At 52.8% G+C, this 12,552-nt stretch carries 18 protein-coding genes; 13 read left to right on the plus strand and 5 right to left on the minus strand.

Annotated features, from left to right (window positions below; translation table 11 throughout):
* Positions 1-381: 381 nt before the first annotated feature.
* Positions 382-1,593 carry a site-specific integrase gene (locus tag HBO12_RS27150; protein WP_170043775.1) on the plus strand — a complete coding sequence of 404 codons (1,212 nt, stop codon included), beginning with the start codon at positions 382-384 and terminating at the stop codon, positions 1,591-1,593.
* Here the strand turns inward: HBO12_RS27150 and HBO12_RS27155 are convergent.
* The gene (locus HBO12_RS27155; protein ID WP_170043776.1) at positions 1,590-2,075 is read right to left on the minus strand and encodes a hypothetical protein; all 486 of its coding nucleotides are present in this window, start codon (positions 2,073-2,075) and stop codon (positions 1,590-1,592) included. The genes HBO12_RS27150 and HBO12_RS27155 overlap by 4 nt on opposite strands.
* A gap of 185 nt (positions 2,076-2,260) precedes the next feature.
* On the opposite strand from HBO12_RS27155, the gene HBO12_RS27160 reads away from it, so the two are divergent.
* The 3 genes from HBO12_RS27160 to HBO12_RS27170 all read left to right on the plus strand — a co-directional run bounded on the left by HBO12_RS27160 (position 2,261) and on the right by HBO12_RS27170 (position 3,735).
* Entirely contained in the window at positions 2,261-2,464 is a 204-nt protein-coding gene (locus HBO12_RS27160; RefSeq protein ID WP_065950537.1) for a helix-turn-helix domain-containing protein, read from the plus strand.
* Positions 2,465-2,582: 118 nt separating this feature from the next.
* Entirely contained in the window at positions 2,583-2,819 is a 237-nt protein-coding gene (locus tag HBO12_RS27165; RefSeq protein WP_346343200.1) for a helix-turn-helix domain-containing protein, read from the plus strand.
* Between the two features lie 64 nt (positions 2,820-2,883).
* Positions 2,884-3,735, plus strand: a complete 852-nt coding sequence (locus HBO12_RS27170) for a hypothetical protein (protein ID WP_346343201.1) — start codon at positions 2,884-2,886, stop codon at positions 3,733-3,735.
* Positions 3,736-3,839: 104 nt separating this feature from the next.
* Here HBO12_RS27170 and HBO12_RS28530 read toward each other — a convergent pair whose 3' ends face one another.
* Both HBO12_RS28530 and HBO12_RS27180 read right to left on the minus strand, forming a co-directional pair.
* Positions 3,840-4,205 carry a hypothetical protein gene (locus HBO12_RS28530; RefSeq protein ID WP_262377091.1) on the minus strand — a complete coding sequence of 122 codons (366 nt, stop codon included), beginning with the start codon at positions 4,203-4,205 and terminating at the stop codon, positions 3,840-3,842.
* A gap of 92 nt (positions 4,206-4,297) precedes the next feature.
* Entirely contained in the window at positions 4,298-4,522 is a 225-nt protein-coding gene (locus HBO12_RS27180) for a hypothetical protein (RefSeq protein ID WP_170043778.1), read from the minus strand.
* 170 nt (positions 4,523-4,692) lie between these two features.
* On the opposite strand from HBO12_RS27180, the gene HBO12_RS27185 reads away from it, so the two are divergent.
* Positions 4,693-5,352, plus strand: a complete 660-nt coding sequence (locus HBO12_RS27185; RefSeq protein WP_170043779.1) for a DUF4145 domain-containing protein — start codon at positions 4,693-4,695, stop codon at positions 5,350-5,352.
* Positions 5,353-5,718: 366 nt separating this feature from the next.
* Here HBO12_RS27185 and HBO12_RS28535 read toward each other — a convergent pair whose 3' ends face one another.
* Positions 5,719-5,853, minus strand: coding sequence for a hypothetical protein (locus HBO12_RS28535; protein ID WP_262377092.1), 135 nt, complete (start codon positions 5,851-5,853; stop codon positions 5,719-5,721).
* Positions 5,854-6,440: 587 nt separating this feature from the next.
* Here HBO12_RS28535 and HBO12_RS27190 point away from each other — a divergent pair.
* Together HBO12_RS27190 and HBO12_RS27195 are read left to right on the plus strand one after the other, a co-directional pair.
* The gene (locus tag HBO12_RS27190) at positions 6,441-7,811 is read left to right on the plus strand and encodes a PIN domain-containing protein (RefSeq protein ID WP_170043780.1); all 1,371 of its coding nucleotides are present in this window, start codon (positions 6,441-6,443) and stop codon (positions 7,809-7,811) included.
* A gap of 146 nt (positions 7,812-7,957) precedes the next feature.
* Positions 7,958-8,863: a toll/interleukin-1 receptor domain-containing protein gene (locus HBO12_RS27195; RefSeq protein ID WP_170043781.1), complete on the plus strand. Its 906-nt coding sequence runs from the start codon at positions 7,958-7,960 to the stop codon at positions 8,861-8,863.
* Positions 8,864-8,913: 50 nt separating this feature from the next.
* On the opposite strand, the gene HBO12_RS28540 is transcribed toward HBO12_RS27195, so the two are convergent.
* Positions 8,914-9,039, minus strand: coding sequence for a hypothetical protein (locus tag HBO12_RS28540; RefSeq protein ID WP_262377093.1), 126 nt, complete (start codon positions 9,037-9,039; stop codon positions 8,914-8,916).
* 570 nt (positions 9,040-9,609) lie between these two features.
* Here HBO12_RS28540 and HBO12_RS27200 point away from each other — a divergent pair.
* The 6 genes from HBO12_RS27200 (at position 9,610) to HBO12_RS27225 (ending at position 12,507) form a co-directional block, all read left to right on the plus strand.
* The gene (locus HBO12_RS27200) at positions 9,610-10,026 is read left to right on the plus strand and encodes a DUF5681 domain-containing protein (RefSeq protein WP_017138405.1); all 417 of its coding nucleotides are present in this window, start codon (positions 9,610-9,612) and stop codon (positions 10,024-10,026) included.
* Entirely contained in the window at positions 10,023-10,454 is a 432-nt protein-coding gene (locus HBO12_RS27205; RefSeq protein ID WP_169857088.1) for a hypothetical protein, read from the plus strand. Before HBO12_RS27200 ends, HBO12_RS27205 begins: the two co-directional genes overlap by 4 nt.
* Positions 10,441-10,659, plus strand: a complete 219-nt coding sequence (locus tag HBO12_RS27210) for a hypothetical protein (protein ID WP_092359525.1) — start codon at positions 10,441-10,443, stop codon at positions 10,657-10,659. Before HBO12_RS27205 ends, HBO12_RS27210 begins: the two co-directional genes overlap by 14 nt.
* Positions 10,656-11,489 carry a hypothetical protein gene (locus tag HBO12_RS27215; protein ID WP_170043782.1) on the plus strand — a complete coding sequence of 278 codons (834 nt, stop codon included), beginning with the start codon at positions 10,656-10,658 and terminating at the stop codon, positions 11,487-11,489. The genes HBO12_RS27210 and HBO12_RS27215 overlap by 4 nt, the downstream gene beginning before the upstream one ends.
* Positions 11,490-11,557: 68 nt before the next feature.
* Complete coding sequence (locus HBO12_RS27220) at positions 11,558-11,902, plus strand: hypothetical protein (protein ID WP_170043783.1); 345 nt, start codon at positions 11,558-11,560, stop codon at positions 11,900-11,902.
* 8 nt (positions 11,903-11,910) lie between these two features.
* On the plus strand, positions 11,911-12,507 hold the full coding sequence (locus HBO12_RS27225) for a tail assembly protein (protein ID WP_170043784.1): 597 nt from the start codon (positions 11,911-11,913) through the stop codon (positions 12,505-12,507).
* Positions 12,508-12,552: the final 45 nt, after the last annotated feature.

The raw sequence follows: 12,552 nt of genomic DNA on the forward strand, positions 1-12,552 counted from the left end.
TGGCACCCAACAGTTCCTTCGCTGTTCAGCTACGTGTCAGACGCATCCAGACCGGGGGCGAGGTACAAGGTTTTAACAATATATCTCGCCAGCCAGCCCAAAGGCACTGGCCAAGCGGCCAAGAAAACAGCCGCCCATAAAAAAACCCCGCCAGCAAAATCTGATCGGGGTTTTTCAGCGTCTCGGCCAGGGTGGAGGCGAGACTGCAAATGGTGTCCCATGGCCGGTTCGAACGGCCAACCTTCCCCTTAGGAGGGTCAATTCAGACCCAACAGGCACAACCATAATCCCAGGATTACTGGGCCTTTTAGTCCCATTGAGTCCGTGAACATCGAGCGGTATAGTGCTTTTTGCTGCCACCCTGCTGTCACGGTCAAACCCTTGAAAACCAAAATCACTCAGAAGCTAATTGGCAGCCTAGCCGCCGAGACGAAAGCATACCGCGTGCATGACACCGTGCAACCCGGTTTCTTTATTCGCGTACTGCCCAGCGGTCACAAGTCCTACATGGTCACTTGGGGTCGAAACAAGAACGCCACCCTCGGGCGTGTCGGCGTGCTTACTCTTGACCAAGCCCGAACCGAGGCCGCCCAGTACTTAGCCGATGCGCACGCCCATGGCGAGCCCCTGGCCATCGCCCAGGGTCGCAAGGGCTCAGCCCTGCCCTCTCTGCGCGACTTCATCGACGACACCTATATGCCCTGGTTCAAAGCTCATCACAAAGGCCATGAGAAGACGCAGCACACCCTCAGCAATAACTTCGACCCAATCATGCCCCAGCGCTTGGACGCGATAACCGGGCGGGACCTGGAGCAGATCCGCACAGGATGGATGCAGGCCGGCAACAAGGCCTCGACGGTGAATCGAAAAATGGGCTCGATCAGTGGTGTTTTCAGTCGTGCCGTTGAGTGGGAGTACATCGATACACACCCGTTGGCCAAGCTGAAACAGCTCAAAGTCGATTCAAAGGGGGTGATTCGCTACCTGGCTGCTGACGAGACAAAGCGTCTACGCGATGCCCTGGACGCTCGACAGGATGAAATGAGGACTGAGCGCGAGAGTGCAAACGCCTGGCGGACGGACCGACACAAAGAGCCAATGCCAAGCCTGCTAGAACTGCCCTTCACCGATCACCTGAAGCCAATGGTGTTGGTATCGTTGAATACCGGCATGAGGCGCGGAGAGCTGTTCGACCTGAAATGGTCAGCGGTGAACTTCGACACGAAGACAATCACAGTCGCCGGGGCCACCACCAAGACAAGCGATACGCGCCACATCCCGATGAACAAGGAGACCATTGGTGTGCTGGAAGCCTGGAAGAAGCAGGTGAGCAAGTCGCCGTATGTGTTCCCAGGTCAGGGCGGCGGTCGCTTTGAGGACGTCAAAAGCGCCTGGCTCAAGTTGCTTGAGCGGGCGCAGATCGACGGATTCCGCTGGCACGATATGCGTCACGACTTCGCTTCACGCCTGGTAATGGCTGGCGTACCGCTCAACACGGTACGGGATCTGCTGGGGCACGCCGATATCAAGATGACTTTGCGCTACGCACACTTGGCGCCAGGCACCAAGGCGGCGGCAGTAGATCTGATTTAGGGCAGTATCAGATCAGCCTCACCCATCGGAACAATTGTAGAGCTCCCTTTGTGACGATCAACGTGCTGCAAAATTGCGTCCCAGTTATCAGTAACTAAAAACACGGTTAACTTGCCGATCTCAGGGTTATAAGTTCCGTCTTTACTTTTGTGCCAGAAATACCCAGTAGCCTTAATAGTCTCCCAAATTCTTAGCTCGTCATAAGTCAATGCCTCTGGCATGTGATAGGCCAGCTTCACAAGCCTTACAGACTCATCTGTGGACCATACCTTGTCTAATACCGATGACAGTGTTTCGCCGCAGGAGTCGACCTGCTGGTTCGTGATCGCTTGTGATATTGCCCACTCAATCACTGCGGTCAAAGAGCGTTTCTGTAGGCGCCCCGTAATGTCGAGCGCAAACTTAATTTTCGGATCAATCCGAATTCCCACAGCAACCGTGGTGCTCGTCTCGCCAGTCCGCTTGCTTGTCTTAGTGGCCATACATTTCCATCTACTCTGATGAGGTCAGCCTAACTGACCTGATTGCCACAGCTTGCGCGACGCGCAAACCCCTGTCAATCCATGCGGGTACGAGTCAATTTAGCTTTTGCTTGCAAATTTAGTTTTACGCGATGTAGGCTAGCGAAACACGACGCCTCTCTGGCTTCGTTTTTTGGGAGACCACCATGGAACAAGCACAGCAACAAATGGCGCCGCTGTCGGTGAGCGTCGAAGAATCTGCCCGCATTTTAGGTATCTCGCGCTCGGCCACCTACGAGCTGATCGCTCAAGGTGAACTCAAAACTTTCAAAATCGGCCGCCGACGCCTGGCACTGGCATCCGAGCTGAAGGCTTTTATCGAGCGCGCAGCAAAGGTCGGCGCACGGTGAAGTGCGAAAAGAATAAGGATTGGGGGTTGCGCAAGGCTGCGCGAGAGGTTGCCAAGGCGGTGCTCGAACACCGCCTTAGCGAAAACACACTGGATAGCACCAACGTGAAGGGCAAACTATGACACGTCATTCTTCAACTGAGCAAGACTGCAAGATGATGGAGGCCCTGCGAAACGGGCCGGTATCGACCATCGAAGCCGCCAAGAACCTGGATATCGTCCAGCCCCCCAACACCATCCGCCGCCTCAGGAAAAAGGGTCATGAGATCCGCACCTATTGGACGCACCAGTCCACCGAGCCAGGCCGGCCACCTCACCGCGTGGCCAAGTACATCCTGATGCGCGAAGCGTCGTAATCCAGAGCTCGTAGAGGTCTCCGCAGTTTTGCGGCGACCTCTTGCGCCCGCCTGTGAGCTGCCGGTGGGCTTCGGCCCGTTGTTTATCCAGCCGAACTACGCTGAGGTCGATTCAGTGGAATGCCTAGCCACAAAACTACTTAGCCGTGGAGACACGGTTAGCATTGAGCTTGGGCAGCTCGCCATTCAACCGGCGAGCGGCAAGCCCGTACCGCCGGAGTGGATCAGTACCAACCGGGCCAGAGTTTGCCGTGAAGTGCTTATGTCGGTGGGCCTGGATGCATTCGAGTACGTAGGCTATTCAACTGGGCACTACGGCAAAACCCGGAGCGCCGGTATCACGCTTCAGTTTGTCTCGATGCTGTCCGGCCAATCTGTCTACGCAGTGTTCAACGCCGATCTGACGCGTCAGCGGAACACCGCTACGGCTAAGGCTGGCGCTCTGCTACCAAAAGGACAATTCCGCATCGGCAAGCGCAGCCACTTCTACAAGTTCTGGATGGGGACCGGCCTGCCTTTTCCTCGGCGGCTGGCGGCTATGCACGATTACATGGGGAAGCTACGTAGCGTCCTGGTGACTGGAACAGTGACTGATGACCGCTTCAAAGTCGGCAGTCTGGTGCCTGTCAGTCTGACCGCAGAGCAATTCAGAGCAGCCATTTTGCCGGACAACATCCGGACAATTTCCGGACAAGCGCCGGACAACTCCCGGACAAAAGTACCGGACAAGGAAATGCCTACAGACCACGAGCCACAAGGGTTACAGCCGTTTCCAACTACGTGTGCTTCAAACTACGGAAACAAGGTAATAAGGGAGGACGGTTACAAGACCTTTCCTTACTCCCCCATACACACACCTAAGCCACCACAGGACCAGAGTGTTGATGAGTGGTTGGAGGCATACAGCTCAACCTGATCTACTTTGCTGAGAAGGCACCGACCGCCAACAAATGAAAAAGAGCACCACCCTATTTCGGGGTAGTGCCCTCGATGCCGCGAAGGTTTCGTTGCTTATCAGCCCTACTCCAACACCACCGCGCGGTATTGCTGATCACCGCCCAGGTCATCCGAGCCGAAAAGAGCCTGGTTGACGGCCTTCCTACTCTCAAGCAGAAGGTCATGCTCATCATGAGTGCCAATGTCCGCCGCAACCCACTCAGGGAGCTCCTTACGCCGCCGTAACTCGCTCAAGTGTGTCCACCACCGGGTAGCGTAGCGACGCTCTGCGAGGATTAGCTCAACCACCAAGGTTCGTTGCTTCTCGGTGAAGAGGGGCAGATGTAAGGCACTAGAGTCTCCCGCCTCAGTGCATACCGAGCCCTCCCCTTCAAATTCGGACTTGTCTTGGCCTTCCGTTGCGTTACTGATATTTTGGTAAAGTTGCATGACGTCTACCTTCAAGTTTCGTCGTGTGATCGCCAGGCCGCTGTTAGCGCAGCGGCTTGGCACCTCTTTTGATCGACTGAATATTCAGCCGATTACTGCTTGCCCTTCTCGTTCAACCATCCGATTGCCCAGCTCACAGGGTCTTTGCTCCCTTGGGGGTTCAGTGGCTTGCCGTCTAGCGCCGCCTGGCGCCCTTCTTGCTCCGTTTCTTGATGAATCCACAATGCGGTAAGCCGAAAACCTGCTTCGCGCTGACGATCCTTGTAGAGCCTCTGGCGCTCTGCCGCTGAACGTGGCGTCTTGCTCTCATCACCCATAACCTTCTCCGTGACTAGTTACGATAAATTAATGATGAATCAGCGTGACTAGTTACGCAAGAAGAAAATTACGAAATTTGCAGGGTTGGATGTCTGAACTGAGAATTTAAGCCTTGCCGTGCTGGCGAGCTGAAGCGAAGATCCGACATCTCTAATGCAAGGAACGCCAAATGACAGCACTCTTCAAAAAGCGCTTTCACGAGCTGGAGCAACAGCTAACGGAAGTCGAAAAATCCACCATCACGGTAAGAAGTCCGCTTACTGGCGATAGTGAGACCACCATTCCGTCCGAGCTGATTCTTAACTGGCGCGTGAAAGCACGGTCGTTGATAGAGCGGGCCTGCGGGGAACAATCCAGTCATCTAAAGATGTACTTGGAAGTGGAAAAGCTGGTCTCTTACGATTCGTATATGAATCAGCTCAAACGAATGAAGGCGGTGTTCTTAGGTGCGAAAGAGGATTTCGAGGGAGGGTATCTCAACTCTCTCCGAAACCTGGTGCAAGCCGAGGTTTTCAACAACGAGCTCGAACAGGCTGAAGAGCTTTTCGACAGAGGGTATGCAACGGCCGCTGCAGTTATTGCTGGCGTGGTGCTTGAGACAGCCCTGCGCGATCTGTGCTCCATCAATGGAATAGAGCACGGCAGCATCAATAAGATGAATGATGACCTTGCAAAGGCCGGCGCATACAACGCCAACCAGAAAAAGCAGATCACGTCTCTGTCGGCAATTCGCAACAGCGCAGCTCATGGCAAGCCAGAAGAATTCACCAATGACCAGGTGAGGGGCATGATTGATGACGTGAACCGATTCCTTGCTACGCAGCTATAGCACCCACACCGCTTCCAAAACCGGGAGGGTCAGCGGGGCGACTCACTCGGTAGCTTTAGCGACTACCACAGTAGCTATCGCACCAGCTGCTGCCATGAGCCCCCACTTAAGAACCTCGCCAGCTCCGCTCGTTAAGCTTTCTGTACAAGCAGGGCATAGCTCATCGTCATAAACAGGCCCAGCCTTTGCATAGCAGGTGCAGCCTGGAGTTCTACAAATAAGGATTTTTTCGTGACATTCTGGGCACTTGCAGAGATCACGACGAACAGAGTTTTCCTCTAAGACTAAGGGCTTTACTGTGCCTGTACAAAAAGGGCATATGCCACTGTGCTTAGTTCCCATTGTTAGGTCCCAATATAATTGAGGTTAAGACTGACGTTTCTTTTGTAACTCTTTTCGTTTGCGCTCAAGCTCAAGCATTTCGGCTTTTCGTTTAAGTATTTCAGCCTCAACCTTGAGTTCCTGAGGAGTCTTATTTTTACTACCCAACGGACGACCCATGCGTTTTACCTCGATACCGAGCTTAGAAAAAGGTATATATATCATAAAAAAATAGTATTTATTCCGTATTTTTACGCTATTTCCCAGTAGCTTTATCGGAAACTTGGTTCTCCCTGCCCAAACCGTTACTGGCTTTCTCCGTCCGAGCAACCCTATGAAGCGAAACGCCTTAGCCGATCGCTAGGACGCGAGCTGCAATTTCTAAATCTGGGTGGGTATCCGGTTTGGGATGTATCTCTAAGGAATTTGCCGGCGGGGATGAGTAGGATCAATGCACTCTAGCTTTGAGCACTCCTCCCTACAGCAGATAAATCTCCTTTGAAATCCAACTCCCACAGGGGATTATCGCGCGGCATGACGATCTGCTCTCACTGAGACGGTTTGGTCTCACTGGGAACATTAAAATATCGCGAATTTTCTTGAAAGCCATTTGCCATCCCCATACCGTGGCTCAAGTCAGGGATGCCCTGTCAAAATTTTATGAGTCAGATCAACCGGTCTGATTCAGATGATGAGGTCTGCCTCACATCATGCTAAGCAGCGAACCATTGCCGGTTTGAGCTTTAACGATGACGCCTGGAGGGCACATGAAGGGACTCTTTCCGCAGTACGATTACTCGACCCCAACAGATTATGAAGAAACTTGGAAAACCGCGCTTTTCGTCTTTGACACAAATGTCTTGCTAAATCTTTACCGCTATCAAGAACGGACACGCGAAGAACTACTTGAGACTCTGGACAAGTTAGCTGATCGTGTATGGATACCGCATCATGTGGCGCTAGAATTTCAACGCAATCGGCTAACGGTCATTGCGGCTCAAGGAAGACGTTTCTCTGAAATCCGTAAAGTCATCGAAAAAGCGAAAACAGACTTAACAAATGGCATTAGCAATCTCCAGCTAACGAAAAGACATACCCTGATAAATCCAGAGCCTCTTACTACCGGATTTGATAAGCTAACATCTGAGTTCCTAGCCGAACTTGATAAGTTACAAGAGAACCAACAAGCACTGAATGCACCCGACCCAATAAAAGAAAGAATTGAGAAAATCTTTGATGGTAAAGTCGGCGCGGCATTCAGCACTCAGGATGAAGTTGACAAAAAAAGTAAAGCAGCGGAGCTTCGCTACAAAGCAAAAATACCCCCTGGCTATAAAGACGAGGACAAAGATAAAGACGGCCCTGACGACTTCTATCATCACGGGATTGTTTACAAAAGGAAATATGGCGATTACTTTGTATGGAGCCAAATACTTGAACACGCAGAGAAAAGCAATCATAAAAAATTAGTATTTATAACTGATGACGCAAAAGAAGATTGGTGGAAACAGATTGACTTCGACGGACCTAAAACATTAGGGCCGCGACCTGAACTTGTAGATGAAGCTACCAACATAGGTAGGCTAGATACCTTCTTGATGTATAAACCAGAAGGTTTTCTAAATTTCGCCAATGAGTTTCTAGCCGCAAAAATCTCCAATGAAACATTGAAAGAGGTTCATGAAGTTTCACAAAATAATAAAAACCATAACACAAAGAATATTTTCAATAGAGGAGCCTACCTCGTAGCGGAGTCGGCCGTTTTACTTTGGGCACGGTCCGTACACGAACAGGCCACAATTAATGATGGCCTTTACCCAGATATTATAGCAACTGATGCCAGTGGCATAACAGGTTATGAAGTCAAGATATTTAAACACACAGACACAAAAAATATAATTGAAGCCATCAAATTTGCAGCGTATTCAATAGATGCTTACGGCCTCACATCTTTAAATATAGTTTTTATTGTAAGCAGCTTTTACGATGCGAACGGAGCGCTCATAAAACTCAAAAATACAAATCTCCCACCGCTCCCAGATAATATAAATATTATTTTCGGAGAGATTGTGGAATCAGCGGAGGGAGCACGTTTTGAACCCTTGCATCAGGTTCAATACGGCGAACTTAACGCATAGCTTATACTCACTATCACAATAGCCAGACAGACCAAATGAGCCGAGTCGGACCGTATCGCTGGTAGGCAGGTAGCCACTAGCGCCAGCTCCAAAACTGGAGTATCACAGGTAACCGCCGCTGGGCTGGATCAAGGGATGAGAAAGGTATGCCGATTTTCGTTAGCTATTCGCACGCGGACAAAGAGAAGATAGATCTAATTGCTGGGCACCTCGTCCGGAAAAGAACCAGCGTCTGGATTGACAGGTGGGAGTTGCGAGCAGGCGATTCGATAATTAATAAGGTTCAGGAGGCAGTTGAGGGCTCTAGTGCTTTGCTTATTATGCTGTCCAAGGCATCGGTCGAATCCGAATGGTGTAAAAAGGAGCTCACTGCAGGATTATTTCGAGAGCTTGACGAAAAGCGAGTCGTCACCATTCCGGTGCTTTTAGATGATTGCAAGATACCTATGTTCTTGCGAGACAAGATGTATGCTGATTTTCGGACTGATTTTGATGCCGGTATGTTTACTTTGCTGGAATCGGTAGCTCAATTTTCTAACCCCGAGCAGAGCAGACTTGAGGATGCCGAGGGATACGTGGACTGGTCCTGTGACTATGGGCTTGTCGACGGAAGCTACTTCGTCAATTACATATTGATGCAAAGCTCTGAGAAGCTTGAGATGTCCTTCGTGACAGAGATTCAATGCATCTACAACGAGGTGGCCACACGCCGCCAGATGCGCTATGTCGATGCAGGTGTAGGCTGGATGGGGCGAACCACAAACGCAATCATTCTCTTGGACTTTGCAGAGAAAGCTAAAGATGAAATGTTTCTTATCCTAGACAACCCGATACCACAGCATAAGAACATCACATTCTCCGACCCCAAAACTGGTGCCGGAACAGAGATATTAGTTAAATCAAGAAAGATGGGTAACGATAACGGAAAGGACCAGCTCATCAACATAACTGACTATTTCAGGCGGATACTTGGTTATGTAAATCAAACAGAGAGAAAACCTACCAAAGAGGAGCTGGAGAAATTTATGGAAATTAAAAATACCCCTTGGTAGTACTCAGGCATAAAGCTTGTTCGGTTCCAACAGTAGAATGCAAAACACGTTCAATCGCACGGCTCACCGCCTTCGAAGCCTGACAGCAGGCCGGAACAGGCACGCGACACGGTGATCCACCACTGGTGGAAGATGTGCTCAAAACTGAGCGCATCAAATACGCGCCACGTTTTCATATCTCGCAAAACGTGGCGCGGAACCTGCCATACCAATATGGGAGGTCAGCTTTTTGTCCGGAAATCGGACTTCAAGCCGGCAAGCTCACCGCCATATGCTTTGACCTTCTACGACCTACTCGTAAAACCTGCCGCCATCCGACTCGCTCCAGTATGACCAGAGGCCAGACTGAGGCTGATCAACTGAGCGAAAAGGACAGTCCCGTATCACTTTGCCTACCCTCAACTTACTGCAACAAAAACGCCCTCTTCAATCCCGCCAAAACTAACTATTTCAGTCCCGTTTAATCCGGTTACGTGTATCACCTAGAGTGCACCTAAAAAGCACTGGATAAATGATCAGATCATGCCTAATGTGAGTTTTTGAGCCACTCAAAACCCATTCGAGGCAGCACCTATGAACACAGCTAAGCCCGCCCGAGGACGCCAGCACAAACCAACTCGCTCCGAAGTTGCTGCCGCCTGGGGCCGCCTTCGCGAAGCCGCAGCAGACGGAAGCGTTCAAGCATCCGCCCTGCTGATAGCGCTCGCTGAAAACAAACCGGTCATCGCTATGGAATCGCCCACCGCATGACTGATCGCGATAAAGCCGGCAAATGGAAGCCGGGGCAGTCAGGTAATCCCGGTGGTCGCTCTGGCCAAACGCAGGAGCTGCGCGCCCGGCTCGCAGAAGGTGCGGACGCCGTGACAAAAAAGGTTCTGACAGCAGCCAAGAAGGGCGATATGCAGGCTTGCCGACTGATCCTTGAACGCCTGGTGCCGCCAATCAAGCCAACTGCCGAGACAGTGTGCTTCGAGCTCGACGATACCGACCTACCCAGCGCAGCCAAATCAATCCTCCGCGCAGTTGCCGCCGGCGAGCTACCGCCCGACCAGGGCAAAGCATTAATCGAAGGGCTGGGCGCTGTTGCCCGGGTTATCGAAGTTGCAGAGCTACAGAAGGCCGTCGAAGAACTCCGCGAACAGATGGAGGGAATGCGGCAATGAGCATTAAGTGGATGCGGGCCGAGCTCAAGCGAATTGCAGAGAAGATCGGCACCGAAGACGAAGAGACAGTGCTCGTTATGTTGACGGTGGTGGACTGCAGGGTTGACGCGGTTGAGGAGGAGATGGACTACCCCAAGACAGTGGGCCATTCGTTCAACTATCCCGTCTTGGGCGTACAGACGGTGATGCACTTCCCACTGTGCACCATGAACAGCAATGACGCGGCCAATCTGGCAGAGGCGTTCATTCTCCACGTCCGCGCAATTGAAAGCCTCCGCCGTCCCGCTCCGGTAGGTGTGATGGATATGCGGCCATTCCCAAGTCCTGGTGCCTGGATCTTCCCGCCACTGGCTGCTGGGCAAGACATCAAAGATCACGTCGCAAAACAGTATCAACTGATCATCGAGGCCCGCCATGAACATCCGTAGCCAGGTGGCCAAGTTGCGCCAGCAATCCGGTCTCACCCAGTTCAATCGCGACGTGCGAGAGATCAGCGCCCTTATGGACGAGTTGCACGCCGCAGCAACCGGCGGCGGCCCCCAAGAGAGCGTGTCCCTATTCGAGATCCTGAGCGAAGCCTCAGACCAACAAACGGCCGAACCACGGCCAGACAATCAAAAGGTGACCCAATGAAAATCGGCAAACGATCCGTCCTCAAAGTTGGCTTGGCCAACCTCCACTACTCCGAATACGAGCACTCCCTGGTAGAGGCCAGAACCTTCAATATTCAGCGCCCCGATGGCACCAAAGGAACCTGGCAGGCCGGTGGCTTGCTGAAGTCCGTTCGCCATTTGCAGGGATTGTCGCTGGAGGCGTTCAAGGACCTCGGAGAAGAAATTCTCTCGATTCGCGAGAACAAGGACCTCAACGCCGCTGCCATTGAGCGCAAGGGCAAAGAGCAGATTGATGGAATCATCCCCGCTCTGATGCCGGCGATGGAGAAGGCGGCAAAAGATATGCTCACACTGGCCCAAACAGTGACCAGCGGGTTTGCAGCGGTCACGCCTCGCGCTAGCTCGGACGTTGTTGGTTTCCTGGCTGATCAGGAGCTTCGAGCCATCGTGCGAGGCCTCAAGCCGGAGGAGCGTCAGCGGCTAGTGGCTGAAGCGCGCGCTGGTAGTCACCCCGACGTTGTAGAGGCCGTGCTCAGGGCAAACCCAATGCTCTCCGGGCTATCGCCAGAGGCGGCTGACAGCCTTTCGCGCGCAGGCATTGCCGCGTCGCGCGCCGAAGACATCGAAGGGCTCAAGCAGATGCTAGCGATCTACGATGACGTGCTGGCCACCGCCTCCAATGCTGGTGTCGCACTGAGCGGCATGGTTGCCAATTCGAATGGGTACACCGGCCGGTTTGAGAAGTGGCGATCGGGCTGCGAGGGCTCCGAAGCACTTCGCGAATGGCTGGCGAAAATGCCCACTCGCACCTCTGCAAAAGCGACCCCTGATCAATCCGAAGCGGCCTAACTGACCATCCGTGCGCTACGCAAGTATTGGTAGCGCCGATCAGCAGCAGACTCTGTGAGTGTGACGATATGACCTTTCAAGAGCGCTTTACCGAAGCGTGCAGTACGCAGAAGTTCAAACCCTATGAGCTGATACAGGGGCCCGACGCAGGCTATTTGGTGTGGGAGGTTCAACACGTCCGCAATGGGCAACAGGTGACCATCGACGGCCCTTACTTCACCGAGGAGGAGGCCAGGGTTTCGGCCGACCTAATGCGGGGCACATTCCGCGGTGCCCGGGCCACCGAGACCATCTACAACCGGGTGTGGAACTACGACCCGCGCCAGGAGCAACTGACCATCGACCAGGCGCGTATGTCGCGTGCAGTGCTCGCCATTCGACTTGGGCTTCCAGCACCTTCCACCAATCCATAGGAGGCCCCATGGCCGCTACAGCAATTGAATATGCCCCACTCACCACCATCAAGCTGTGTGGGCAGCTACGGCAGTTCGGTAAGTCCTACCAGTTCTCCGTCCGCACCCCGGCCGAGGCCATCAAAGCACTGTCAGTGCAGATCCCAGGGTTTGAACAGTTTCTGTCTAACGCAAAGTCTCGCGGGCTTGTGTTTGCCGTGTTTCGAGGCAAGAAAAACATCGGGGAGAGCGAGCTCACCTACCAAGGACAAGGCGACATCATTATCGCGCCTGTGATCGTTGGCAGTAAGCGCGCTGGCGTTTTGCAAACAGTCGTCGGTGCGCTGCTTATAGCTGCTTCATTCTTCACGTTCTGGGCGCCTCCAGTATCAGCCGGCCTGTTTGCATCTGGCGTGGGTATGGTCGCTGGCGGCGTAATTCAGATGCTGAGCCCGCAAGCTCAGGGTTTGAAGTCCAGCGCCGCGCCCGAGAACACACCCGGCTACGCCTTCGGCAGCGCAAAGAACACCACGGCATCGGGTAACCCGGTTCCGCTCTGCATCGGAGAGCGCCGCTGGGGCGGGGCGATCGTCAGCGCCGGAATTTATGCTGAGGATATGGCTTGATGCTAGCTCTGAATCGAGGTTTAGATATGATGGAGCTTTCCAAGA

The organism is Pseudomonas sp. WS 5059, assembly GCF_012985525.1.
GTDB lineage: Bacteria > Pseudomonadota > Gammaproteobacteria > Pseudomonadales > Pseudomonadaceae > Aquipseudomonas.

Excerpts from the sequence above, each read along its gene's own strand:
- HBO12_RS27205 (WP_169857088.1), top strand. The coding sequence starts at position 10,023 with ATGAGCATTAAGTGGATGCGGGCCGAGCTCAAGCGAATTGCAGAGAAG.
- HBO12_RS28530 (WP_262377091.1), bottom strand. The coding sequence starts at position 4,205 with ATGCAACTTTACCAAAATATCAGTAACGCAACGGAAGGCCAAGACAAG.
- HBO12_RS27225 (WP_170043784.1), top strand. The coding sequence starts at position 11,911 with ATGGCCGCTACAGCAATTGAATATGCCCCACTCACCACCATCAAGCTG.
- HBO12_RS27180 (WP_170043778.1), bottom strand. The coding sequence starts at position 4,522 with ATGGGTGATGAGAGCAAGACGCCACGTTCAGCGGCAGAGCGCCAGAGG.
- HBO12_RS27210 (WP_092359525.1), top strand. The coding sequence starts at position 10,441 with ATGAACATCCGTAGCCAGGTGGCCAAGTTGCGCCAGCAATCCGGTCTC.
- HBO12_RS27220 (WP_170043783.1), top strand. The coding sequence starts at position 11,558 with ATGACCTTTCAAGAGCGCTTTACCGAAGCGTGCAGTACGCAGAAGTTC.
- HBO12_RS27215 (WP_170043782.1), top strand. The coding sequence starts at position 10,656 with ATGAAAATCGGCAAACGATCCGTCCTCAAAGTTGGCTTGGCCAACCTC.
- HBO12_RS27185 (WP_170043779.1), top strand. The coding sequence starts at position 4,693 with ATGACAGCACTCTTCAAAAAGCGCTTTCACGAGCTGGAGCAACAGCTA.
- HBO12_RS27190 (WP_170043780.1), top strand. The coding sequence starts at position 6,441 with ATGAAGGGACTCTTTCCGCAGTACGATTACTCGACCCCAACAGATTAT.
- HBO12_RS27165 (WP_346343200.1), top strand. The coding sequence starts at position 2,583 with ATGACACGTCATTCTTCAACTGAGCAAGACTGCAAGATGATGGAGGCC.
- HBO12_RS28535 (WP_262377092.1), bottom strand. The coding sequence starts at position 5,853 with ATGGGTCGTCCGTTGGGTAGTAAAAATAAGACTCCTCAGGAACTCAAG.
- HBO12_RS27155 (WP_170043776.1), bottom strand. The coding sequence starts at position 2,075 with ATGGCCACTAAGACAAGCAAGCGGACTGGCGAGACGAGCACCACGGTT.
- HBO12_RS27195 (WP_170043781.1), top strand. The coding sequence starts at position 7,958 with ATGCCGATTTTCGTTAGCTATTCGCACGCGGACAAAGAGAAGATAGAT.
- HBO12_RS27160 (WP_065950537.1), top strand. The coding sequence starts at position 2,261 with ATGGAACAAGCACAGCAACAAATGGCGCCGCTGTCGGTGAGCGTCGAA.
- HBO12_RS27200 (WP_017138405.1), top strand. The coding sequence starts at position 9,610 with ATGACTGATCGCGATAAAGCCGGCAAATGGAAGCCGGGGCAGTCAGGT.
- HBO12_RS28540 (WP_262377093.1), bottom strand. The coding sequence starts at position 9,039 with ATGAAAACGTGGCGCGTATTTGATGCGCTCAGTTTTGAGCACATCTTC.